The organism is Streptomyces sp. NPDC044719, from assembly GCF_056433405.1.
The window spans coordinates 141,929-164,503 of record NZ_JBWKHE010000006.1 but is presented as its reverse complement, the minus strand read 5'-3'; the positions used below and the strand labels follow the sequence as shown (position 1 = coordinate 164,503).

Here is a 22,575-nt window from a genome sequence, read left to right as displayed (position 1 = left end):
CCGTTCAGGTATGGGTGGGTTGTGGGGTACCGGGCGCCGGGCACGTATGCGGGTATGCCGCCCTCGCGTGTACTGACCCTCGTCGCCGTGGTGCTGTCCCTCTGTGCCTCGGTCCCCGCGGTCGCCGCCGCTCCCGGTACGGCGGGGGACCCGGTCTTGCCCGTGCTGGAGCGGGCCGCGAGCCCCCTGCGTACCGCCGAACCCGGTGGGGACGCCGGCGACCTCCGGCCGGTCGGCGGAGCGGTCGGGGGCGCGGCCGTGGTGGGGATGGGCGAGGCGACGCACGGCTCGCACGAGTTCCTCACGGTCAAGGACCGGGTCTTCCGGTACCTGGTGGAGAGCCGGGGCTTTCGCACCTTCGCCCTGGAGACGGCCTGGAGCACCGGAGTGCGCCTCGACGACTACGTCGTGCACGGCAAGGGCGATCCGCGGCGCATCATGCGGGAGGACTTCCAGTACACCTACGCGCTGAACAACACCGCCGAGAACCTGGCACTGGTGGAGTGGATGCGGGCGTACAACCGCGAGCACCCCGGGGACCCGGTCCGGTTCATGGGCGACGACTGGGGCTACACGGGGCCTGAGCTGTACGACCGGGTGACGGAGTACGTGGCCCGCGTCCGGCCTGAACTCGCGCCGCGCTTCGCGGAGTTGTACCGGGGGCTGCGGCCGACGGTTCCTTCCGGCGAGTACCAGAAGGCCTATCTCACCCGGCCGCTCGCCGAGCGGCGGGAGATGGCCTCCCGGACCGAACGCGCCCTGAAGCTGCTCGAGTCGCCGGCGCCGGGCGGGGAGGCGGGCCGGTTCGCCGAGGTGCTGCGGCACGCCACGGTCATCCACCAGACGGCGACCGGCTACGGCTTCGACTTCGAGGATCCGTCGCAGGTCGCCGAGGCGATGCGGTGGCGGGACGAGGTCATGGCGGACAATGTCGTCTGGTGGCGCGAGCACACCGGGCACCGGATCCTGCTGGCGGGTCACAACAACCACATCGGCTACGAACCCGAGGACCCGAAGGTGCTGCCCAGGACGCAGGGGGCGTTCCTGCGCGACCGGCTCGGCAGCGGCTATGTGAGCATCGGGCTCACCTTCGGCCGTGGCGCGTTCAAGGCCACCGACCCGGAGGAGACGCACATGCTCACCCACACGGTCGGCCCCGCCCGGCCCGGCGGCAACGAGCACACCCTGGACCAGGTGCGCCACGACCGCTACCTCCTGGACCTGCGGGCCGTGCCGCGCCCGGCACGTCACTGGCTGGGCACGGCCCGGCCCACGCGCAGCGTCGGCACCGCCTACCCGGAGGAGCGCAACGAGTTCGACATCGCGCTGGGCCGCTGCTTCGACCTGCTGATCCATCTGAAGCGGGTGCGGGCCGTCGACCTGCTGCCGACGGCTTGAACGCCGGTCATGGCCGGCACAGCAGCCGGTCGATGATCCCCTGGAGGGTCTTCTCGGTGGTGATGAGGTGGGTGTCGTCGGTGGTCCTGCCGTTGACCGTGACGACCACGGACCGGCTGCCGTCGGCGGTGAAGCCCGTTCTGACGAAGGTGCCTTCGAGGTCGCCGTGGTGGCCCCAGCGGCTGCCGCCGCACGGCAGCGGCTGTCGCATCAGGCCGAGGCCGTAACGCATCCCGGGCGTGAACCGCTGGTGCTCCTCGTTGCTCGGGACGGTGGTGCGCATCGCGGCGAGCTCGCGTGGCGGCAGCAGTTCGCCGGTGAGCAGGGCCGTGAAGAACCGGTCCAGGTCGCGGGACGTGGAGACCAGCGCACCGGCGGCACCGGCCCACGCCATGTTCCGGACGGTCGTGTCGGTGTAGCCGCCGGACCCGGCGAACCGGTGGTACGTGCGGGCGTACGGCTCCGGCAGGTACGGGTCGTCTCCCGGGACACGGGTTCCGCGCAGCCCCAGCCGGCGGACGATCCGGGCCTGCACCTCCTCCGCCCAGGGGCGTCCCGTGGCCTTCTCGATGATGGCGGCCAGGAGGTGGTAGCCGGTGTTGGAGTAGCTCCAGCGGGGCTCGGGGTCGCCGGGGGCGGCAGGGGGGAAGTCCGGGGGGTGCCGCAGGGCGGCGGCGACGAGGTGCCCGGGGTCGATGTGGTCGAGGCGATGGCGCTCGAAGTCGGGGGCCGTCCTGCCGGTCAGCTCGGTGCTGTCGTAGTCGTGGAGTCCGCTGGTGTGCTGGAGCAGGTGTCCGACGGTGATGCGGCCACCGTCGTTGCCATGCCCCTGGACGAGGCCGGGCAGCCAGTGCTCCACCGTGTCGTCCAGGGACAGCCGCCGCTCGGCGGCCAGGTGCAGCACGGTCGCGGCCACGAAGGACTTCGTGACGCTGGCGGTCCGGAAATGCGCGCCGTTCGGCACGGGACGGCCGGTGCCGAGGGCGGCCTCGCCGGCGCTTGCCTCGACGGTGTGCCGTCGGTCCCGGACGCGGATGTGGAGGCTGACCGCCCGGGTGGTTTCCAGGGCCCTCGCCGCCTCCTTTTGCAGCCGGTCCGGTGTGAGGGGTGTCGTGGCCGGGGACGAGGGCGTGGTCAGGGTCAGGGACAGCGCGAGGGAGGCCAGGACGGCCGCCGCCAGGCGGCGTGGTGCGGTCACTGGGGCAGGCCTTCCCGCAGGCAGACGACGGTTCCGGTCAGCGCGGCCGTGTGCAGGGCGGTCAGGGCGGGCAACAGGTCTGTCAGCGGGGTGGATTCCAGGTCGCTGAGGGCGAACAGGCCGTCGTCGTCGTGCTCGGCGCTGCGCTGGACGGACAGCTCGTCCGGGAGGCGGCCGCCGTGGAAGTAGAAGTCGATGACCGGGCCCGTGCCGTTCACGTCGGCCCGGTGGTCGTAGCCGATGAGCCGGGGATCGTGGTCGAGGACGATGCCGGTCTCCTCGTACAGCTCCCGGCGCGCGGCCCCGAGGGGGTCCTCCCCGTGGTCGAGCATGCCGCCCGGCAGCCCCCAGAGCCCGGCGGCGGGCTGGCCCCCGGCATAGCGCAGCAGCAGGATCCGGTCCTCTGCGTCGAGGAGCAGAACGCACGAGGCGACGATGGTCTGCGGCAGCGTCTTGACCCATTCGGCGCGCGGCAGCACGGGCTGTGCGTCGGGGGCGGGCACGGTCGTGTCCACGGTGATGTTCCTTCCGTCGGCCGGGCAGCCCGTACGAGCTGCCCAACCGGAGGAACGGCCGGACGCACCGATGGTCACCGGCGCGCCCGGGTCACGTGTCGCAGGCGACCCCGTCGTTGTCCCGGTCCAGGTGGGAGGCGTACCCGGGTTCACCACGACTGATGGGGGCGGCACCGGCGGCGCGGACGGCGGTGCAGTTGGCGTAGTAGACGTCCGCGCCACCGGAACCGCCGTCGTCCGAGCCGCTGTCGCCGGAGCCGCCGCCCGCCGCCGGCCGGGCGGTGACGGTGACGGTGGCCCTGACGGTCTTCGTGGCGGTGACCGTGGGAGCGGGTTCCGGCTTCTTCGCGAGCGGTGTCGCCGTCGCCGTGGCCGTCGCGGTGACCGTGACGGTCGGCTGGGGCTTCGCGGCCGCGGGCTTCGCGTCGGTGGTGGTCTCCCCGCCGCCCGCGCCGATGGCCGCGCCTATGAACAGGGCCAGGCCCAGGGCGGGCAGCACGTAGCGCTTCCTGGCCCAGCGGGGCGCCGGGCGTGCGGACTGCGGCGCGGGCGGTGCGGGATACGGGTTGTTGTGCGGGCTGCCGTACGGATTGGTCATGGTCATCCCCCCAGAGGTCTTACGTGAGGGGATGACCGTAGGACCGGCGGGCCCTCGATGAGGGCAAGGTGACCATCTTGTGATGGTTGTGTGAAGCCGAGCCGTGCGGTTACGAGCGGAACGGGCCCTTCACCTCGTAGGTGATGCCTCCCGACGAGCTGCCGGTCGTGCCGCGCTGGCTGGAGAAGTAGAGGCGGGTGCCGTCCGGGGAGAATGCCGGGCCTGTGATTTCGGAGCCCGACTGGCCGTCTACGCGCAGGAACGAGGCGACGACATCGTCCGGGGTGATGACGCAGATCTCCATGTTGCCGCCGTCCTCGGCGACGAAGAGGTCGCCGGAGGAGGTGCCGGTGATGTTGTCGACGCCGGTGAGAGGGGCCGTGCCGTTGACGAGGGAGTCGTCGTAGGCCAGTTCGTAGGTGTTGTTGAGGAGGTTGAGCTGCCAGACGCGGTTGTCGCCCTTGGTCGTGAACCAGACCGTGTCGTTCGCGTAGTGGCAGCCCTCGCCGCCGTTGAAGGACTTGGAGCCGGAGACCTGGGAGCGGGTGGCCGTGGGGGAGCCGTCCGGGTCGGGGACGTCCGTCCAGGTGAAGGAGCCGCTCGTGGCGCTGCCCGCGACCATCACCTGGAGTTTGCCGGACGACAGGTTGCCCCAGGTCGTCGGCACGAAGCGGTAGAAGCGGCCGTTGGTCTCGTCCTCGGTCAGGTAGACCACCTTGCGCACCGGGTCGGCCGCCGCCGCCTCGTGCTTGAAGCGGCCCATCGCGTCGCGCCGGGTCGCCGCGTTCGTGCCCCACGGGTCGGTCTCGTAGACATAGCCGAGGGACACCTCCTCGCAGGACAGCCAGGTGTTCCACGGCGTCTTGCCGCCCGCGCAGTTCTGGCGGGTGGAGGAGAGGATGCGGTACGCGGCCGTGATCGCGCCCGTCGACGAGAACTTCACCGCGCTCGCGCCGCCCGAGGGGTTGATCTCGGAGTTGGAGACATAGATCCAGCCCGTGCCGTCGGCGTAACAGGCGCCGCCGTCCGGGGCGTTGTGCCAGGTGTACGACGTGCTCCCGACCCGCTGGCCGGAGCGGGCGATCACGCGGCTGGTGAAGCCGCCCGGGAGCCTGATGCCGTTGGCGTCCGGGGAACCCAGCGCCCCGTAGGGGCCCGAGCCGGGCTGGGCCGGGGCCGCGTACGCGGCGCCGCGCCACAGGGTTCCGCCCAACGCGGCCGAAGTGCCGCCGATGACGGCCGCACGCAAGAGGCTACGACGTTCCACTCTCACTCCAAGAGGTGCCGTACCGCCCTGCCGACGGTCGACGGCAGGGTTGTGCGTGGGGGGGGCGGACAGGACGCTATGGGGAGAGGGTTGACGGGGCATGGACACCTCGTGGCCGCGGGACGGCATGCTGTGTGCCGCCTGTGTCCCGTGCGGGACCGGCTCTACGCGGGCAGCGCCGGCGCCTCCCGTCTCGGCCTCCTCGACCGGTCGCCGCCCGGCCCGGGCCCCTCGACCGGCGGCCGTACGGACGGCAGCCTGATCACCACGTCCAGACCGCCCGTCGCCGCCGCGTGCAGGGTCGCCTCGCCGCCGCTGGCGTGCGCGAGCCGCTGCACCAGGGCGAGGCCCAGCCCCGTGCCGCCCTTGGGGGCGCCCGGCGCGCGCCAGAAGCGGTCGAAGGCGCGGGCGCGCTGCTCCTCCGTCATGCCCGGGCCCTCGTCGGTGACGTGCAGGTCGACCCAGCGCGGGCGGCTGTCCCGCAGAGCCCGGCGGGACGGGGCCTGCAGACGCAGCTCGATGGTGACGGTGCTGCCGGCCGGGGACGCCCGCAGCGCGTTGGAGAGCAGGTTGTCCATGATCTGCTCGACGGCTCCCGGCACCGCGAGCACCGGGCCCACACTTCCCGCGAAGAGCACGAGGGAGACATCCTCCCGCGCGAACATCGGCTGCCAGGTGCGGTGCCGTTCCGCGCAGACCGCGCCCAGGTCGACGGTGGCCGGGATGGCCGCGTGCTCCTCCAGCCGGGCCATCGCCAGCAGGTGCTCGACCATCCGGGCGAGCCGGTCCGTCTCCGTCACCGCGGCGGCGAGGCTGCCCCGGGCCCGGGCGGCCACGTCCGGCTCCAGGTTCTCCAGTCGCAGCCGCAGTGCCGCGAGCGGTGTCTTCAGCTGGTGCGAGGCCTCACCCGCGAACGCCCGCTGGGAGGCGAGCAGATGGGCGAACCGGGCCGCGGTGTGGTTGAACGCGGCGGCCAGACTGCGCACTTCCGGCGGTCCCTTGGTGATCGTCACCGGGGTGAACCCGCCACCGCGCTCGGCCAACTCGTGTGCCGCGTCCTCCAGTTCGAGGATGGGGCGCCCCGCCCACCGGGCGAAGGCGAAGCCGACCAGGGCGACCGCCGTCAGCACGGCGAAGCCGCCCAGGGCGAGCAGCAGCCACACGTGGTGGACGCGCTCGTGCACCATGCGGGTGGGCACCGTCAGCCACACCGCGCCCACCGGCCGCGCCTCCTGGCCGACCGGCGCCGCCACCGACAGGTACTCGACACCGCCGATGGTCGAGGTGCGCACGTCCACCGTCGAGGTGCCCCGCAGTGCGGCCGCGATGCCCGGCCGAGCGGCCAGATTGCCGGACATCGCGGCGTCTTTCGGGTGCGAGGTGGCGAGCGATGCGCCCGAGGCGTCGACGATCACCACCTTCCCGCCGATGCGCTGCGCGCAGTGCGTCACCCGCGCGGGCAGGTCCCGCTCGGCCCGCCCCGCCGCCAGGGACAGCGCGGCGTACGCGGAGACCGACTCGGCCTCGTCCTTCGCCGCGTTGACCACCCGCTCCCGCTCCCCGCGCGAGTAGACGAAGCCCAGCGGGATCTCCAGGCAGAGCAGCACCAGCGCGGCGAGGCTGAGGTAGCTGAGCAGCAGCCGGCGGGTCACGGAGAGGCCACCCGCGCGGCGTTCGGCCCGGTGTGCACGGACAGCCGGAAACCGACGCCCCGCAGCGTCCGGATCCACGCCGGATGACCCAGCTTGCGGCGCAGCGCGGCCACATGGACGTCCAGCGTCTTGGTCGGGCCGTCGTAGTGCGGGTCCCAGACGCGGTCCAGGATCTGCTGGCGCGAGTAGACCGCGCCCGGGTCCTCGCTGAGGAGCGCCAGCAGGTCGAACTCCTTGGGGGTGAGCAGGACGGGGACCTCGCCGACCCAGACCTGGCGGGTACGGCGGTCCACCACGAGCGGGCCCGGGTCGTGCGGGGGATCGGGGGCGGGATCGTACGAGGCTGCCGCGGGAGGCTCGTAGGAGAGGGCGGGGGCCGGTTCGTACGGGGGTGGCGGTGCGGGGGCGGGGTCGTACGACGCCGGTGGCTGTGCCTCGGGGGTGGCCGGGGTGCCCGGTGTGGCCGGTGCCTCGGGGAACGCCTGGTGGGCGCGTTGCGTGCGCCGGGTCACCGCCCGGACGCGGGCCACCAGCTCTCGTACGCTGAAAGGTTTCGCCAGATAGTCGTCGGCGCCCAGTTCCAGGCCCAGTACGCGGTCTGCCTCCTCGCCGCGTGCGCTGAGGATGACGATGGGGACGTCCGAGACCTGCCGGATGCCCCGGCAGACGTCGATGCCGTCCATGTCCGGCAGTCCCAGGTCGAGCAGGACGACGTCGTTGTAGGGGCCTCTCAGCCCGTCCGTGCCCGTGGCGACGTGATCGACCGTCAGTCCGAAGTGGCCGAGCCCCTCGGTGAGCGGCTCGGCGATCGTCTCGTCGTCCTCGATGAGCAGCACTCGTATGCCCATGCGTCCTGTCTCTCCGTGAGCCGGCATGAATCCGGGCAGCGCGAATTCGCATTCTCCGCCCGGGAGTTCACACGCTACAAGATGACCGTTCGTCTGTATATGCGGGACAAAGAATGTTCAATTCCTGGCCGGGCTCTGGAGTTCGCTTAACCTTCCTCTGTAGGTCGGCCGTCTACGGTGGGGTGCAGCGAAAGAAACCCCAGCTCAGGAGGCGGAGTTGAAGGCACTGCTCGACCGGGCGCGCACGTTCAGGACGCGCGTCGATTTCGACAGCGGCGAATACCGGAAACTGGCTGAAGGGCAATATCCGGAGGTGTTGTTCATCACCTGTTCGGATTCGCGGGTCATACCCGCGCTGATCACCGGCGCGCGGCCCGGTGAAATATTTGAGCTGCGCAACGCGGGAAATATCGTGCCGCCCTACGGACGGCCCGGGGCCTCCGGCGAGGCGGCCACCATCGAGTACGCACTGGAGGTGCTCGGGGTTCAGGACATCGTGGTGTGCGGTCACTCACACTGCGGTGCGATGGGCGCGCTGAAGTCCGGCGACGACCTCTCCGCACTGCCCGGCGTCGACGCCTGGCTCCGCATCGCCCGCCCGGAGCTGACCTCCGTACTGGAGACCGCGCCGGACGACCCGTCACTGCCGGAGGTCTCCCAGGGCAACGTCGTCAACCAGTTGGCCGCACTGCGGAGTTACCCGGTGGTGCGGCAGCGTCTCGACGCCGGCCGGCTGCGGCTGCACGGCTGGTACTACGAGGTCGACACGGGGTTCGTGTACGAACGCGGCGACGACGGCACGTTCCAGGTGCATGCCGCATGAGCGGGGCGCACGCGCGGGGACGGGGCGCCGCACGGGGTGCTGCCGCACACGGTGGCCGGGGGGCCGGCCCGGCGGGAGGCATGGCGGACCCGGGAGCGGCCGGGGCCGAGGGGGGCGTCTCTGACTGGGGGGCGAGTGGTCCGGCGGGGGATGCCGGGGAGTGGGCGGCGACTGGCCCGGTGGAGGACACGGGGGGTTGGCGGTCGTCGGGTGCCGCGGGTCGCGTCGCCGACTGGGCTGCTGACGATTCGGTGGGGGGCGCTGAGGGCTGGGGAGCCAGTGGTCCCGGGGAGGGCACGGGGAGTTGGGGGTCGGCGGGAGCCGCGGAGGCCGTTGCGGATTGGGGGGCCGGTGGTCGTTCGGAGGGCGGGACCAGCCGGGGAGCGAGCGGTCCGGCGGCGGGGGCTGCTGCGGACTGGGGGGCCAGTGGTCCCGGGGAGGGCACGGGGAGTTGGCGGTCGGTGGGAGCCGCGGAGGCCGTTGACGACTGGAGGGCAGGCGGTCGTTCGGACGGTGGGGGCGACTGGCGGTCGGGCGATGCGGCCTGGGGGCCGGGGAGCCCCGGGGAGGGTACGGGGAGTTGGGGGCCGGGCGGGTCTTCGGACGTCCTCGCGGACTGGGGGGCGGGCGGTCGGTCCGAGGGTGGGGGCGATTGGCGGTCGGGGGGTGACGCGGACTGGCGGGCCGGTGCGATGGGCGGGCCGTCGGGAGGGGCGGCCGGGGGGTGGCCGGGGGGTGGCTTCGGGGGAGGCCCGACGGTGGGTGGAGCTGCCGGAGGCCGGGCAGGGAGCGGCCCTGCCGTAGGCATGGCAAAGGGCGGTCCTGGCGGAGGTCGGGCAGGAGCCGGCTCTGCCGCAGGCCCGGCAGGGCCGGGCGGCGAAGGTGTGCTGGGCGGGCTCGTCCGCAAGGTGACGGGTGGCGCGCAGGGGAAGGGCGCCAAGGCCGGGGGCAGACAGGATCTCGTCACCGACATCACCGCCTCGCTCGTCGTCTTCCTCGTCGCACTGCCGCTGTGCATCGGTGTGGCCGTCGCCTCGGGGGTCCCGGCCGAGCTCGGGATCATCTCCGGGGTGATCGGCGGCCTGGTCGTCGGCGCGGTCAAGGGCAGTACGCTCCAGGTCAGCGGACCGGCCGCCGGGCTCGCCGCGCTCGTGGCGGACACCGTCGCCGACGTCGGCGTGGCCATGCTCGGCGTGATCGTGCTCTTCGCCGGCCTGCTGCAGATCGTCCTGGGCCTGGTGAAACTGGGCCGGATGTTCCAGGCCACCTCGGTCGCCGTCGTCCAGGGCATGCTGGCCGGCATCGGCGTGCCGCTGATGTTCAGCCAGGCCTACCCGATGGCCGACGCCAAGGCCCCCGGCACCGCGCTCGAGAACATGGCCGGGATCCCCGGGCTGCTGGCCGGCATCCTGACCGACCCGCAGGCGATGATCGCCACCCTGCTCGGCATCGTCACGATCGTGCTCAGCTTCGTGTGGAAGAAGGTGCCCGGCCCGGCGGGGAAGATCCCGGCCGCGCTGGTCGCCGTGGGCATCGGCATGCTCGTCGCCGCGCTGCCCGGCGTGGACGTGAAGACGCTTCAGGTGGGCAACCTGCTCGCGTCCGTGAGCCTCCCGGGAGCGGAGCAGTTCGGCGCGCTCACCGACGGGGCGATCATCACCGCCATCCTCACCTTCACGGTCATCGCGTCCGCCGAGAGCCTGTTCACGGCCGCCGCCGTGGACCGGATGCACAGCGGCCCGCGCACCCGCTACAACACCGAGCTGGTCGCCCAGGGCGTCGGCAACACCGTCGCGGGCATCCTCGGCGCACTCCCGATCACCGCGGTCGTGGCCCGCAGTTCGGCGAACGTCCAGGCCGGGGCCAAGACCCGGCTCTCCCGCACCCTGCACGGCCTGTGGCTGCTCGCGTTCGCGCTGCTGCTGCCGCAGGTGCTCGCGCTGATCCCGATCTCCGTGCTCGCCGGTGTCCTCGTGCACAGCGGCTGGAAGCTGTTCGCGCCCGCCGAGTTCCCGAAGATGTGGCGGCAGGACCGGGGCGAGTTCGCGGTGATGACGCTGACCACGCTGGTCATCGTGGCGACCGCGCTGCTGGAGGGCGTGCTGTTCGGCGTCGCCGCGGGGATCGTGCTGGCCGCGCTGCGCATGTCGCAGACCGTGATCCGCCAGCACCTGGAGGAGGACACGGCCAAGGTCGTGATGGCGGGCAACGCCACGTTCCTGCGCCTGCCGAAGGTGATCGAGGCGCTGGAGGCGGCCGCCGCGTCCGGAAAGCCGCGGATCCGGCTCGACCTGACCGGCGTGACCCACCTCGACCATGCCTGCCGCAACCAGGTCGAGGAGTTCACCGCCCAGCAGCGCGGACTGGGGATCCGGGTGGAACTGCTGATGCCCGGGGAGGCCAAGCAGTCCGAGGCGGCCGGTTCCCGCACCGCCGCGTCCGCCGCGTCCGCCGGGGAAGCCCCGGCCACGGCGCCGCTGCCCAGGCGCCCGGTCGCAGCCATGGGGGAGGAGCCGGCCGAAGCGGGGGAGCCGTCGCCCTGGCCCACCGCCGACGCCGAGTGGTTCTACCTCGACACGCGGCCTCTGCCGGAGGAGCAGTCCCGCTCGTCCCTGCTGGGCTGAAGCCCCGCGCGGGACAAGCCGCGGTGGCGTGCACGCCGGAGCAGGCGTGCACGCCACCGCGTGCGGATCCCCGGGTGCGTCAGCCGCAGCTGCCGCTGATCCACCGGTGCGAGCGGACCTTGTACGTACCGGCCAGGTTGCCGCCGTGCTGCTGCCGGGTGCAGCCGACCCGGTCGCTGTAGTTGGCGCCCCGGTAGTAGGCGACACCGGTGGAGCTGCTGGTGCCGGCGTTCCACACCGACTTCACGTTGGTCGTGGCGGCCCAGGAACACCTGACGGCGCCGCTCTGCCAGTCGGGGTCGGCCACGTCCCACGCGCACTTGCTGCCGGTGAAGTTGGCGCCGGTCCAGAAACAGATGTGCCCACTCGCACAGTCCACCGCCGCGGGAGCGGCCGGGGCGGCCGAAGCGGAGGACGGCACGGCCAGCGTGGTGATCGCCGCGGCGCTGACGGCGAGGACCGCGAACAGCGGTGTGGTGCGGGAGTTCCTGCGGACGGAAAGGCGCATGAGCCTGGTCTCCTCGAGGGGTCGGAGGGCCGGTCGTTCGGACGGCCCGACGCTGGCAAGGCACGACGCCGCCGGGCAAGGGCGGCGGGGGCGGCTGGGATGCCGGGACGGGTGGGACGCCGGTCAACTGGCGCGTTCCGGAACCGTTGGGACGGCCATGGGACGCCGTTGGTGGCACAGTGGCGGTCCGAGACGCCCGACCAGCGTCCGTGGGGGTATCCGAGGGGGGAACCCGATGTCCGTATGCCCGGAAACGGAACGGTTCGCCGCGCAGCTGCGCGCGCTGAAGAGCCGGTCCGGGATGAGTTACGAGGCACTCGCCAGGAAGTCCGGCCTGGCGGGTTCGACACTGCACCGCTACTGCCGTGGCACATCGGTGCCCCAGGACTACGGCAGCGTCCACCGGCTGGCCACGGTCTGCGGCGCGACCCCGGAGGAACTCCGCACCCTGCACCGCCTGTGGGCCCTGGCGGACGCGGCGAGAACCGCGGCGGCCGGTGCGGAGGAAGAGCGGGCGGAGCAGGACACAGGACAGGAAGCGGAAGAAGAAGAGACCCAACCGGAAGCCGAGGGCGAGAAGGAAGGCGAACCGGCCCGCGACACTGTTGGGGATCCCGCCCCTGGACCGGCCCGTGACACTGCCGGGGCGCCTGCCCCTGGACCGGTCCGTGGCACCGCCGGGGAGCCCGCCCCCGGACCGGTCCGTGGCACCGCCGGGGAGCCTGCCCCTGGACCGGCCCGTGACACTGCCGGGGAGCCTGCCCCTGGACCGGTCCGTGGCACCGCCGGAGACCCCGACCCTCGACCGCCCCGTGACACCGCCGGAGACCCCGGCCCAGAACCGGCCCCCGCGCCCCGGCCCACCGACCGCACACGCCGGCGCCGCCTCCGCACCTCCGTCGTCACCGCCGCGATCCTCGCGGCCCTCAGCGTCTCCGCCTGGGCGCTGTACGGCGGCGCCCGGACACCGTCCGGCAGCGGCGGTGGCGGGCGCGGCTCCGGTGACGACCGGCCGTTGTTCTCGGCCAACTGCCCACCCGTGATCGCCATGGGCGAGCACGACGAGTGCGTACGGGAGGTGCAGCGCCTGCTGCACGCCAAGGGCGCGGACATCGGCGTCGACGGCAGCTTCGGGCCGCAGACCCTGCGCCGTGTCACCGCCTTCCAGGTGCTGGCCGGGATCCAGCCCAACGGCGTCGTCGAGGAACCCACCAAGAAGGCGCTGTACGCCTCACGGGTCCGGATGAGCGTGTGGTCGCAGGAGAAGGTGCGGCAGCGGGTCCGGGAGGTGTTCCCGGAGGTTCCGGACAAGGCGGTGGCCATCGCCGACTGCCAGTCCTTCCTGGACCCGCTGCACATCCTGCCCAACACCAACGGCACCCGGAACTGGGGCCTGTTCCAGATCTCCGACGCCCGGCTGCGCGAACTGGGCGGTACCCCGCGTCAGGCCCTTGACCCGGAGTGGAACATCCAGGCGGCCAGACGGCTGTGGAGCCGGGACCGTGACTTCGGCGACTGGCCGCACTGCGCACGGGCTGCCGGAGCCACACCCCTCAAAGCGACACCGACACCGCGTTGAACGTCGTCTCCGGCGTCTGCGGGCTGGTGAAACGGGCGTTGACGAGGTAGAGGCGGTCGCCGAAGCGGGCGGCGGTCGTGGGGACGTCGAAGCGGGGGTCGGTGATCGTCCTGCGCAGGGTGGCCGTGGTGGCGTTCCGGTCGAGGTCCCAGACGGTGATCTTGTTCAGCCGGTTCTGGACGACGTACAGGGTGCGGCCGAGGCGGACCAGGCCGTCGCCGCCCGTCACATCGGTCGCGCCCGACAGCGCGACCTCGGTGGCGTGACCGTTCCTGAGGTCGACGGTGTACAACCGGCCCGCGTTGACGACGATCAGGCCGCGTCCGTCGGGGGCGGCGACCAGGCCGTTGGCGCTGTTGGTCCCGGCCGGTGCCTGCACCCACTCGCCGGTGAGCGGGAGGGCGCGGACCTCGCCCTCGCGGCCGCGCGGGACGCCGTGGAGGACGGCGTCCCGGGAGTCGGTGAACCAGGCGCGGTCCCGGTGCAGGACGACGTCGTTGATGAAGGGCGCGGCGTTCCGGGTGAGCTGGTAGGTGGTCAGCAGCTCACCGCTGCGCGCGTCGACGATTTTCGCGGTCCCTCCGGCGCCGCCCGCCACGTACAGCAGGCCGTCGCGGTCCAGCTTCAGACCGATCGAGGCGAGACCGGTGGCGCCCCGGTGGAGAACGCCGCCCTCGCCGGTACGCAGGTCGGTGCGGTAGATCGAGCCGTCGGCACGGGAACCCATGTACGCGTACGGCCTGCTGCCTGTGGTGATCCCCTCGGGGAGCCACCCGTCGGGCAGCGGGAACTCGCTCGGCCAGGCCGAGGCCCCGGGCGAGGCCTGGGCCGTACCCGTGCCGGCGGCCGCGAGCGCGGCGACGGCCCCGCCGAGGACGGACCGCCGGGACGGCTTGAAGTGGTTCCGGGTCATGATCGCGCCTCCGTGGGAGGGAAGGTGGGGGTGTGCCTCGATGAAACGCGAAGCACCCCGTGCACCGCTCCCGATCGGCGAACTCGACAGGAACCCGACAGAAGCCCGGCGCTCCTACGCCGTGCGCACCTTGTACGCCGTCACACGCACCTCCTCGTCGTCCAGGCACTGCCCGGACGCCAGGTCGAAGCGCTGCTTCAGCAGCGGCGAGGCCACGAACGGACGGCCCTGGTGGGTGCCGGTCAGGCCGCGGGAGAGGACGGCCGCGCCGGTGAAGGGGTCGCGGTTGTCGATGGCGAACAGTTCGCCGGAGCGGTCGCGGAAGATCGCGGCCTGCCGGCCGTCCGGCAGCAGGGCCGCCACCCCGCGGCCCGGGAGCAGCGTGCTCAGGTCGCAGACCGTGAACCAGTCGTCGTCCAGGGCGAGTTCGACCTTGAGGTCGGTGGTCTCCAGTGCCAGGGTCATCGCTGGGCGCTTCCTTCCAGTACGTCGGCGGGTCGCATGCCGATGGACAGCAGCGGCAGGTCGGGCTTCATTTGGTCGCGCTCGGGCACGAAGGCGACGACCGGGTCCGGGGTGTCCGGGGCGTTCACGAAGGACACGAACCGGGCGAGCTTCTCGGGGTCGTTGATGGTCTCGGCCCACTCGTCGCGGTAGTGCGCGACGTGCGCCTGCATCAGCTTCTCCAGCTCGTCGCAGATGCCGAGCGAGTCGTGGACGACGACGTCCTTCACGTGGTCGAGGCCGCCCGGGATCCGCTCCAGCCAGGTCGAGGTGCGCTCCAGACGGTCGGCCGTGCGGATGTAGAACATCAGGAACCGGTCGATCAGGCGGACCAGTTCGGCGTCCGACAGGTCCTGCGCGAGCAGGTCCGCGTGGCGCGGGGTCGCGCCGCCGTTGCCGCCGACGTAGAGGTTCCAGCCGTTGGCGGTGGCGATCACGCCGAAGTCCTTCGACTGGGCCTCGGCGCACTCGCGCTGGCAGCCGGAGACCGCAGACTTCAGCTTGTGCGGGGAGCGCAGACCCCGGTAGCGCAGCTCCAGGTCGATCGCCATGCGGACGGAGTCCTGGACGCCGTAGCGGCACCAGGTCTGCCCGACGCAGGACTTCACCGTGCGCAGCGACTTGCCGTAGGCGTGGCCGGACTCGAAGCCGGCGTCGACCAGGCGGGCCCAGATCAGCGGGAGCTGCTCGACGCGGGCGCCGAACATGTCGATCCGCTGACCGCCGGTGATCTTCGTGTAGAGGCCGAAGTCGCGGGCGATCTCGCCGATCACGATCAGCTTCTCCGGGGCGATCTCGCCGCCGGGGATGCGCGGGACGACCGAGTAGGAGCCGTTCTTCTGCAGGTTGGCCAGGAAGTGGTCGTTGGTGTCCTGGAGGGAGGCCTGCTCGCCGTCCAGGACGTAGCCGCTCGCGCCGATCGCCGGGGCGAGCGAGGCGATGATCGAGCCGACGGCCGGCTTGCAGATCTCGCAGCCGTCACCGCCCCGGGCCTCCTCGCGGCCATGGCGGTCCAGCAGGTCCTGGTAGGTGTTGATGCGCAGGGCGTGGACGATCTCGTAGAGCTCCTCGCGGGTCTGCCCGAAGCAGCCGCACAGGCCCTTGTCGACCTCGATGCCACTGGCCTCCAGCTCGGCGTTGACGAGCTGGCCGAGGACCTTGACGCAGGAGCCGCAGCCGGTGCCGGCCTTGGTGCACTTCTTCACCTCGGGCACGGTCGTGCACTGGTGGTCGGTGACCGCGCCGCGGATCGTGCCCTTGGAGACGTTGTGGCAGGAGCAGACGATCGCCTCGTCCGGCAGCGCGGACGGGCCGAGCTGGACGGACTCCCCGGCGCCCGCGGGCAGCACGAGCGACTCGGGGGAGACCGGCGGGACCGAGCCGGTGAACGCCTTCAGCGTGCCGTACGCCTCGGCGTCGCCGACCAGGATGCCGCCGAGCAGCGTGCCGTCGCGGCCGATGACCAGCTTCTTGTACAGGCCGGAGCGGGAGTCGGAGTAGACGACGTCCAGGCAGTCCTCGGCGGTGCCGTGCGCGTCACCGAAGGACGCCACGTCCACGCCGAGCAGCTTCAGCTTGGTGGACAGGTCGGCGCCGGTGAAGGAGGCCTCGTCGGCGGCGATGGTGGCCGCCGCCGTCTCCGCCTGCTCGTAACCGGGCGCCACCAGGCCGTACACCCGGCCGTCGGAGGCCAGGGCGCACTCGCCGATCGCGAACACGTGCGGGTCGTTCACGGTGCGGCACTGCTCGTCGACCGTGATGCCGCCGCGCTCGCCGACCGTCAGACCGCAGTCGCGGGCCAGCTGGTCGCGGGGGCGGACACCGGCGGAGAACACCACCAGGTCGGTGGCGAGTTCGGAGCCGTCGGACAGCTTCATGCCGGTCACGGCGCCGTCCTCGCCGACCACGACCTCCTGTGTGCCCACGCCGGTGTGGACGCTCAGGCCCATCTCCTCGATGGTGCGCAGCAGGGCCGCGCCGCCGCCCTCGTCGACCTGCACCGGCATCAGGCGCGGCGCGAACTCGACGATGTGGGAGGTCAGTCCGAGACCCTTGAGGGCACCGGCCGCCTCGAGCCCGAGCAGACCGCCGCCGACCACGGCACCCACCTGGGCGTTCTTCGCGTACTCCTCGATCGCGAGCAGGTCCTCGATCGTGCGGTAGACGAAACAGCCCTCGGCGTCCTTGCCCGGGACCGGCGGCACGAACGGGTAGGAGCCGGTGGCCAGGACCAGCACGTCGTAGTCGACGACGAGACCGGAGCGGGCGGTGACCCTGCGGGCCTCCCGGTCGACCGTCTCGGCCGGGTCGCCGACGTGCAGCTCGATGCCGTGGTCCTTGATGAACTCCATGTCCGTCATGGACAGGTCCTCGGGCGTCCTGCCCGCGAAGTACGAGGTGAGCTGCACGCGGTCGTACGCCGGGCGCGGCTCCTCGCAGAGCACGACCACGCGGTGCGTGGCGGTCAGGCCGCGCTCGGCGAGCGCTTCGAGGAAGCGCTGGCCGACCATGCCGTGGCCGACGAGCACGATCGTGGGGGTGGCCTCCGTGGCCTCCGGGGTGGCGGTCATCAGGAGCCTCCATCGTTGGTGAGCAGGTGGAGCAGCGGGCCGCCGTCGGAGGGGAGCGGCTCTGCTCCCTCCCAGGCGCGGGCGAGCGCGCCGACGGTGCCGAGTTCGCCGACGAGGACCCCGCCGACCAGGCGGTCGTCGCGGACGACGACCTTGCGGTAGGTGCCGCGGGTGGCGTCGGCGAGCTGGACGACGTCGTCGCCCGGGAGTGCCTCGGTCTCGCCGAACGCGGCGAGGTCGAAGGGGCTGTCCTGCCCCGTGAGCGTGAGCCGGGTCAGCGAACGCGTGCCGGTGTAGCGGGTGGTCGCGTCACCGGCCAGCAACTCGGCGAGCGCGTCGGCCTGTTCGAGCGCCGGGGTGGCGAGGCCGTAGAGCACGCCGTCGTGCTGGGCGCAGTCGCCGATCGCGTGGATGTACGGGTCGGAGGTGCGCAGCTCGTCGTCGACGACGACGCCCTTGCGGACGTCGAGCCCGGCGGCCTGCGCGAGGCCCACCCGCGGGTGCACACCGCAGGCGACGACCACCAGGTCGGCGTCGAGCGCGTACCCGTCGGCCATCTCCACCGAGCGGACGGCACCGCCGACGCAGCGCACGTCCCGTACGCGGCACTCGGTGTGCACCTCGACGCCCAGTTCGGTCAGGTGCCGCTTGACGAGTTTCGAGGCGGCCGGGTCGAGCTGGCGCTCCATGAGCCGCTCGGACTGCTGGGCGAGCACGACCTGGGCGCCGCGCAGGGCGAGCGCGCGGGCCGCGGAGACCCCGAGGAGCCCGCCGCCGATGACGACGGCCTTCGCTCCCGGCCGGACCGCCTTGGAAAGGCCCAGGCAGTCGTCCATGGTCCGGAAGGCGTGCACGCCCTCGGGCAGTTGGTGGTTCTCGGTGAACAGCCCGCGCAGCGGCGGCAGTACGGGGTTGGAGCCGGTGGCCAGCACCAGCCGGTCGTATGCGATCACCGAACCGTCCGCGCACGCGACGGTGCGCGCGTCACGGTCGATGCCGGTGACCCGGCCGCGGGTCAGCTCCGCGGGCGCCGGCAGGGCGATCACCTCGGGGCTGTACCGTCCGGCCAGTACCTCGGCGAGCAGCACCCGGTTGTAGGGCCGGTGCTCCTCCTCGCCGATCAGCAGCGCGGGCGTGCCGAGCTCACCGAGCCGCCGGGCGAGCCGTACGCCCGCGAGGCCGGTGCCGATCACCACCACACGCTCATTCGAGGTCATGTCCTTGAGCGTGCGGTGCCGGTGTTACCCGGCAGCATCACGTCTGTTTCCCACGGGGAACGCTGCCCTCAGCGGGGGCGGGGGGCGGATGTGAGGGTTCCTGAACTGCGGCGAGGGCGGGCTGTGAGGGGCGGGCACGGGCCTCGCATAGGGTCTCGATCATGCCCGACATATCGCTGACCATGATCGTTCTGCTGTGCCTGGCGGCGCTCGCCGCCGGATGGATCGACGCCGTGGTCGGCGGCGGCGGGCTGCTCCTGTTGCCGGTGCTGCTCCTGGGCCTGCCCTCGCACACGCCCGCCGCGCACGCGCTCGGCACCAACAAGGCGGTCGCCATCGTCGGCACGACGGGCGCGGCGGTGACGTACGCCCGCAAGGCGCCGGTGGACGTGAGGACAGCGGTCCGCATCGGTCTCGCCGCCCTCGCCGGCTCCTCCGCCGGGGCCTTCTTCGCGGCCGGGATGAGCGCCGACGTCCTCAAGCCGGTGATCATGGTGGTGCTGCTCGGTGTCGCGGCCTTCGTGATCCTGCGGCCGGCCTTCGGCACGGCCCCCGCGACCGGCCCGGCCACCCGCCGCCAGATCCTCGCGGCGATCGGCCTCGCGGGCCTCGGCATCGGCTTCTACGACGGTCTCATTGGCCCCGGCACCGGCACCTTCCTGGTCCTCGCCCTGACCGCGGTCCTCCACCTCGACCTCGTCGCCGCCTCCGCGACCGCCAAGATCGTCAACTGCTGCACCAACGCGGGCGCCCTCGCCACCTTCGCCTGGCAGGGCGCGGTCCTGTGGCAACTGGCCGCCCTGATGGCCGTCTTCAACCTGGCGGGCGGCACCCTGGGCGCCCACACCGCCCTGAAGAAGGGCAGCGGCTTCGTCCGTGTCGTGCTGCTGACGGTGGTGTTCGCCCTGGTGGGGAACCTGGCGTACGAGCAGTGGCTGGCCTGAGGGTATGCGGAGAATCACCTCGCTGACTCTCCGCAAGCGGGCGAACGGCCGGAGTACGGCCCTTCACGGCGTGGGGATTCCCGCGGGGCGCGCCGGACGGCCGAGGCGGACGGGGACGCCGGGGGAGTACAGCACGCTGGCCGGGGCGCCGTTCGGCGTGGGGAGGCCGGATGCCGCGATCAGGTTCTCGTCGCACGTGATCAGGTCGGCGCGGTACAGGGGCCAGCGGGGGTGGTGGTTGGGCAGGTAGCCCGTTCCGCCGAAGAACGCGTTGTGCATGCCCCAGCGGGCGGTGAGGAAGTGCTCCAGCTCGGTGGGTTCTTCGATGCGTTCACCGGTTCGTACGGTGATGCGGCTGTAGGCGCCGCGGGGGCCGGGCCAGCGGCGGGAGCTGGTGTAGGTGATGGTGTCCCCGGCACGGCGGACGGTCATCCGGGACCACAGGTACGGCAGCCGGAAGCCGACACGCCCCATCACAACCGGTATCAGCCGGGAGGCGTCCATCGACCGGAAGACGACTCCGCGCCGCCCGTCGGCGTCCACCGAGTACAGGCGCACGTTGGTCTCCGGAAACGTCCCGAGATACGGGACTCCTGGCAGCCGCAGCCAGCCGACCCGGTGCATCCGGAAGGCGACGAGCCCTACGTAGGTGACCCCGTCGTGCGTATCGGGAACGGTGCCGCCCGGCAGGTGTGGCGCCACGGCGTCCGGATCGACGGCCCAGTGGATGAAGGCGAGGTCGAGCCACTGCTGGGTGAGGAGCGGGGCGGACACGGCGGCGGGCGCGTCGGGGGTGACGGAGGTCGGCTTCTGCACCCTTCCAGCGTGGCAGAGGCCTCGGGAGGGGCGGTCCGCTTTCCCTCGTGCGCTGGGACTCGGGTCTTGTGCGGTGCGCACGGCTGTGAGCGGCGCATGATGCGCACCGGCCTGCGCCCCGGGTCGCCCTGTCATCGGGCTGCGCGGCCCGGAACGGCTGGGTCGCTTCGCCCCCTCAGCCTCGCGGATCACCCCCTGGGACCCGGCACAGGGGACCGGGGGCGGGCGTCACTCGCGTCGACCGGCGCGATCGGCGGCGAGGCGGGCCTCGAAGCCGTCGAGGAGGGACCGCAGCCCGAACTCGAAGGTGCTGTCGGGCGCCGCGGCGTACTCCACCGCGGCCTTGGTGCCGAGGCGCTCGCGCAGGTGCGGGAACTGCTGGGCGGTCTCGGTGGCGCGTGCCACGGCGTCGGCCAGCAGTCGCTCGGCGTCCGCGCCGTTCCTGCCCAGCCGGCGGTTCAGTGAGACCTGGGCGGCCGGGCCGAGCGTGCTGCCGAGCACGAAGGTGAACACGGAGCCGGCCGCCCGATCCGCGTCGTCGGCGGCGAAGCCCGCCTTCTCGTAGACGGCCAGGCTGAGGTCGTTGTACCGGGCCTGGCCGGGGCCGTACAGGAGATGGCTGCTGAACGCCTGGACCAGCCAGGGGTGCCGGGTGAGCATCGCGTGCATGCCGTCGGCCTGGGCGGTGGCGGCTGTGCGCCAGTCGGTGGCGTCGAGGTCGGGCAGTTCGACCTCGTGCCAGACCGTGTCGCTGGCGAGCCGGACCAGGTCGTCCTTGGTCTTGATGTGCCAGTAGACGGCCGTGGCGGCCGAGCCGAGCCGTTTCGCCAGGCTCCGCATGTTGAGGCCGTCCAGCCCCTCTTCGTCGAGCAGCTCGATGGCCGCCTGAACGATCCGGTCTGCGGTGAGTGTGTCTCGCGGCATGACCGTCACTGTACTTGCACTTAGTTCATGAGTGTCGCGAAGAGGCTTGCACTTTGTTCAAGTGCTGGCCTACGCTCTCACTCGTACTTAGTTCAAGTGCCCGGAGGGGGAGCCATGTCGCAGGAGAAACTGTCGGATTTCGTCGCCACGCAGGCCATGGAGTTCGGTGTTCCAGGTGTCGCCGTCGGGGTGCTCCTGGACGGCCGGGAGCACTACGCCTCGCACGGCGTGACCAGCGTCGGCAACCCGCTGCCGGTCGACGAGAAGACGCTGTTCCCGCTGGCGTCGGTGTCCAAGACCTTCACGGCGACCGCCCTGATGCGCCTGGTCGCCGAGGGGAAGGTGGACCTGGACGCTCCGGTGCGGCGTTACGTGCCCGAACTGCGGCTGGCCGACGAGCAGGCCGGGGAACGGATCACCGTCCTCAACCTGCTCAATCACACCGCGGGCCTCGACTGGAACCTGATCGACGACGGTGAGGGCGACCGCTCCCTGGCCGGGCTCGTGCGGAAGCTGCCCGCGCTGCCGCTGATCGCACCGCCCGGGACCCGGGCCTCGTACAGCCAGGCCGGCTACAACCTGGCCGGCCGCGTCGTCGAGAAGGTCACGGGCCTGCCCTTCGAGCAGGCCATGGACTCGCTCCTCCTGGAGCCGGTGGGCCTGACGGACACCGTGTACGGGCTGTCGGAGGTGATGGTCCGCAAGTACGCCGTGGGCTACAACCGCGGCGACGACGGAGAACTGCGAGCGGCCCGCCCCTGGGGAGCCTTCAAGGAGGGCGCCCGCGCCGACAACCCGGGCGGCGGCCTCGCCTCCTCGGTGAGCGACCTGCTCCGCTGGGTGCGCTTCCAGCTCGGCGACGGCGACGGCGTACTGCCCGGCGCGGAACTGCGTCGCATGCGGGAGCAGACGGTCGCCCTGCGCGGCAGCACGCTCGGCGACGGCTTCGGCATCTGCTGGTTCGTGCACGACTTCGACGGCCTGCACGGCATCGGCCACGGCGGCTCGGGCAACGGCCACTTCGCCGAGCTGCTCATCGTGCCCGAGCGTGACTTCGCGGTGGTCTCCCTGTCCAACGTCGGCCCGGACGGCTACCCCTTCAACCAGTCCGTCGTGCGGTGGGCGCTCGAGCACTACCTCGGCGTCGTCGAGAAGCCGGTGGAGCCGGTCCCGTACGAGGAGGGACGGGCCCGGCGGGTCGCCGGCCGCTACGAGATCGACGCCATGAACCTCGACCTCGCCACCGACGGCACCCGTCTCACCCTGGCGGTCGGCATCAAGCCGGAGATCCGCGAGGCGTCGGACCAGGAGATGCCGCCGGACTACCCGGCCGCGGACATCGGCTTCCTCCCCGGCGACGGTGACGAGTACATCGTCACCGAAGGCGGCCTCAAGGGGCAGCGCGGCTACTTCTCCCGCGACGAGGACGGCACGGTCACGGGTATCGACCTCGCGGGGCGGCTTTTCAAGCGGGTGGTGCCGGGGGCGTCCTGAGCCGCCGGCAGGGGCGGGACCGGACGGCCGACCCTGTCGCCATCGCGAACCAGCCGTGTCCGTGCGGCCGCGGCAGCCTTCTGAGGCAGGTCGTCGCTCGGCCGACGCGGACCGTCGGACCGTCGGGGCGGCGCGGCGGTCGGGCGAACCCGGCCGGTCCCCTGGCGGTGCGTCACCGCCCGG

General features: G+C 72.4%; 19 protein-coding genes. 6 read left to right on the top strand and 13 right to left on the bottom strand.

Annotated elements, in window-relative coordinates:
* Positions 1-54 precede the first annotated feature (54 nt).
* Positions 55-1,398, top strand: coding sequence for an erythromycin esterase family protein (locus AC07DF_RS24355; protein ID WP_478975072.1), 1,344 nt, complete (start codon positions 55-57; stop codon positions 1,396-1,398).
* 7 nt (positions 1,399-1,405) lie between these two features.
* Here AC07DF_RS24355 and AC07DF_RS24350 read toward each other — a convergent pair whose 3' ends face one another.
* From AC07DF_RS24350 to AC07DF_RS24325, 6 genes are all read right to left on the bottom strand, one after another.
* The gene (locus AC07DF_RS24350) at positions 1,406-2,596 is read right to left on the bottom strand and encodes a serine hydrolase domain-containing protein (RefSeq protein ID WP_478975069.1); all 1,191 of its coding nucleotides are present in this window, start codon (positions 2,594-2,596) and stop codon (positions 1,406-1,408) included.
* A complete protein-coding gene (locus AC07DF_RS24345) occupies positions 2,593-3,111 on the bottom strand; it encodes an NUDIX hydrolase (RefSeq protein WP_478975066.1) in 519 nt (172 codons plus the stop codon). Before AC07DF_RS24345 ends, AC07DF_RS24350 begins: the two co-directional genes overlap by 4 nt.
* A 91-nt stretch (positions 3,112-3,202) precedes the next feature.
* Positions 3,203-3,709: an excalibur calcium-binding domain-containing protein gene (locus AC07DF_RS24340; protein ID WP_478975063.1), complete on the bottom strand. Its 507-nt coding sequence runs from the start codon at positions 3,707-3,709 to the stop codon at positions 3,203-3,205.
* Positions 3,710-3,818: 109 nt separating this feature from the next.
* Complete coding sequence (locus AC07DF_RS24335) at positions 3,819-4,976, bottom strand: alkaline phosphatase PhoX (RefSeq protein ID WP_478975060.1); 1,158 nt, start codon at positions 4,974-4,976, stop codon at positions 3,819-3,821.
* 164 nt (positions 4,977-5,140) lie between these two features.
* Entirely contained in the window at positions 5,141-6,628 is a 1,488-nt protein-coding gene (locus AC07DF_RS24330; RefSeq protein WP_478975057.1) for a sensor histidine kinase, read from the bottom strand.
* Positions 6,625-7,476, bottom strand: coding sequence for a response regulator transcription factor (locus AC07DF_RS24325; protein ID WP_478975054.1), 852 nt, complete (start codon positions 7,474-7,476; stop codon positions 6,625-6,627). The genes AC07DF_RS24330 and AC07DF_RS24325 overlap by 4 nt, the downstream gene beginning before the upstream one ends.
* A 217-nt stretch (positions 7,477-7,693) precedes the next feature.
* On the opposite strand from AC07DF_RS24325, the gene AC07DF_RS24320 reads away from it, so the two are divergent.
* A complete protein-coding gene (locus AC07DF_RS24320) occupies positions 7,694-8,299 on the top strand; it encodes a carbonic anhydrase (RefSeq protein WP_478975051.1) in 606 nt (201 codons plus the stop codon).
* Between the two features lie 884 nt (positions 8,300-9,183).
* Positions 9,184-10,923, top strand: coding sequence for a SulP family inorganic anion transporter (locus AC07DF_RS24315; protein ID WP_478975048.1), 1,740 nt, complete (start codon positions 9,184-9,186; stop codon positions 10,921-10,923).
* A gap of 79 nt (positions 10,924-11,002) precedes the next feature.
* On the opposite strand, the gene AC07DF_RS24310 is transcribed toward AC07DF_RS24315, so the two are convergent.
* Positions 11,003-11,431: a peptidase inhibitor family I36 protein gene (locus AC07DF_RS24310; protein WP_478975045.1), complete on the bottom strand. Its 429-nt coding sequence runs from the start codon at positions 11,429-11,431 to the stop codon at positions 11,003-11,005.
* Positions 11,432-11,666: 235 nt separating this feature from the next.
* Here AC07DF_RS24310 and AC07DF_RS24305 point away from each other — a divergent pair, with 235 nt between their 5' ends.
* Complete coding sequence (locus AC07DF_RS24305; protein ID WP_478975042.1) at positions 11,667-13,010, top strand: helix-turn-helix domain-containing protein; 1,344 nt, start codon at positions 11,667-11,669, stop codon at positions 13,008-13,010.
* Here the strand turns inward: AC07DF_RS24305 and AC07DF_RS24300 are convergent.
* From AC07DF_RS24300 to AC07DF_RS24285, 4 genes are all read right to left on the bottom strand, one after another.
* Complete coding sequence (locus AC07DF_RS24300) at positions 12,985-13,923, bottom strand: SMP-30/gluconolactonase/LRE family protein (protein ID WP_478975039.1); 939 nt, start codon at positions 13,921-13,923, stop codon at positions 12,985-12,987. The genes AC07DF_RS24305 and AC07DF_RS24300 overlap by 26 nt on opposite strands.
* Positions 13,924-14,037: 114 nt before the next feature.
* On the bottom strand, positions 14,038-14,388 hold the full coding sequence (gene nirD, locus AC07DF_RS24295) for a nitrite reductase small subunit NirD (protein WP_478975036.1): 351 nt from the start codon (positions 14,386-14,388) through the stop codon (positions 14,038-14,040).
* Positions 14,385-16,997, bottom strand: coding sequence for a nitrite reductase large subunit NirB (gene nirB, locus AC07DF_RS24290; RefSeq protein WP_478975033.1), 2,613 nt, complete (start codon positions 16,995-16,997; stop codon positions 14,385-14,387). The genes nirD and nirB overlap by 4 nt, the downstream gene beginning before the upstream one ends.
* Positions 16,997-18,214, bottom strand: coding sequence for an NAD(P)/FAD-dependent oxidoreductase (locus AC07DF_RS24285; protein WP_478975030.1), 1,218 nt, complete (start codon positions 18,212-18,214; stop codon positions 16,997-16,999). The genes nirB and AC07DF_RS24285 overlap by 1 nt, the downstream gene beginning before the upstream one ends.
* A 161-nt stretch (positions 18,215-18,375) precedes the next feature.
* On the opposite strand from AC07DF_RS24285, the gene AC07DF_RS24280 reads away from it, so the two are divergent.
* Complete coding sequence (locus tag AC07DF_RS24280) at positions 18,376-19,158, top strand: sulfite exporter TauE/SafE family protein (RefSeq protein ID WP_478975027.1); 783 nt, start codon at positions 18,376-18,378, stop codon at positions 19,156-19,158.
* Between the two features lie 63 nt (positions 19,159-19,221).
* Here the strand turns inward: AC07DF_RS24280 and AC07DF_RS24275 are convergent, their stop codons facing one another.
* Together AC07DF_RS24275 and AC07DF_RS24270 are read right to left on the bottom strand one after the other, a co-directional pair.
* Positions 19,222-19,974 carry a YqjF family protein gene (locus AC07DF_RS24275; RefSeq protein WP_478975024.1) on the bottom strand — a complete coding sequence of 251 codons (753 nt, stop codon included), beginning with the start codon at positions 19,972-19,974 and terminating at the stop codon, positions 19,222-19,224.
* Positions 19,975-20,202: 228 nt separating this feature from the next.
* Positions 20,203-20,898 (bottom strand): TetR/AcrR family transcriptional regulator, encoded by a 696-nt coding sequence (locus AC07DF_RS24270; RefSeq protein WP_478975021.1) that lies wholly within the window; start codon positions 20,896-20,898, stop codon positions 20,203-20,205.
* 114 nt (positions 20,899-21,012) lie between these two features.
* On the opposite strand from AC07DF_RS24270, the gene AC07DF_RS24265 reads away from it, so the two are divergent.
* Complete coding sequence (locus tag AC07DF_RS24265; protein WP_478975018.1) at positions 21,013-22,392, top strand: serine hydrolase domain-containing protein; 1,380 nt, start codon at positions 21,013-21,015, stop codon at positions 22,390-22,392.
* Positions 22,393-22,575: the final 183 nt, after the last annotated feature.

Bases quoted from the DNA above. Each gene is read 5' to 3' on its own strand.
- AC07DF_RS24355 (WP_478975072.1), top strand. From the start codon at position 55: ATGCCGCCCTCGCGTGTACTGACCCTCGTCGCCGTGGTGCTGTCCCTC.
- AC07DF_RS24340 (WP_478975063.1), bottom strand. From the start codon at position 3,709: ATGACCAATCCGTACGGCAGCCCGCACAACAACCCGTATCCCGCACCG.
- AC07DF_RS24325 (WP_478975054.1), bottom strand. From the start codon at position 7,476: ATGGGCATACGAGTGCTGCTCATCGAGGACGACGAGACGATCGCCGAG.
- AC07DF_RS24310 (WP_478975045.1), bottom strand. From the start codon at position 11,431: ATGCGCCTTTCCGTCCGCAGGAACTCCCGCACCACACCGCTGTTCGCG.
- AC07DF_RS24305 (WP_478975042.1), top strand. From the start codon at position 11,667: ATGTCCGTATGCCCGGAAACGGAACGGTTCGCCGCGCAGCTGCGCGCG.
- AC07DF_RS24300 (WP_478975039.1), bottom strand. From the start codon at position 13,923: ATGACCCGGAACCACTTCAAGCCGTCCCGGCGGTCCGTCCTCGGCGGG.
- nirD (WP_478975036.1), bottom strand. From the start codon at position 14,388: ATGACCCTGGCACTGGAGACCACCGACCTCAAGGTCGAACTCGCCCTG.
- nirB (WP_478975033.1), bottom strand. From the start codon at position 16,997: ATGACCGCCACCCCGGAGGCCACGGAGGCCACCCCCACGATCGTGCTC.
- AC07DF_RS24285 (WP_478975030.1), bottom strand. From the start codon at position 18,214: ATGACCTCGAATGAGCGTGTGGTGGTGATCGGCACCGGCCTCGCGGGC.
- AC07DF_RS24280 (WP_478975027.1), top strand. From the start codon at position 18,376: ATGCCCGACATATCGCTGACCATGATCGTTCTGCTGTGCCTGGCGGCG.
- AC07DF_RS24270 (WP_478975021.1), bottom strand. From the start codon at position 20,898: ATGCCGCGAGACACACTCACCGCAGACCGGATCGTTCAGGCGGCCATC.
- AC07DF_RS24265 (WP_478975018.1), top strand. From the start codon at position 21,013: ATGTCGCAGGAGAAACTGTCGGATTTCGTCGCCACGCAGGCCATGGAG.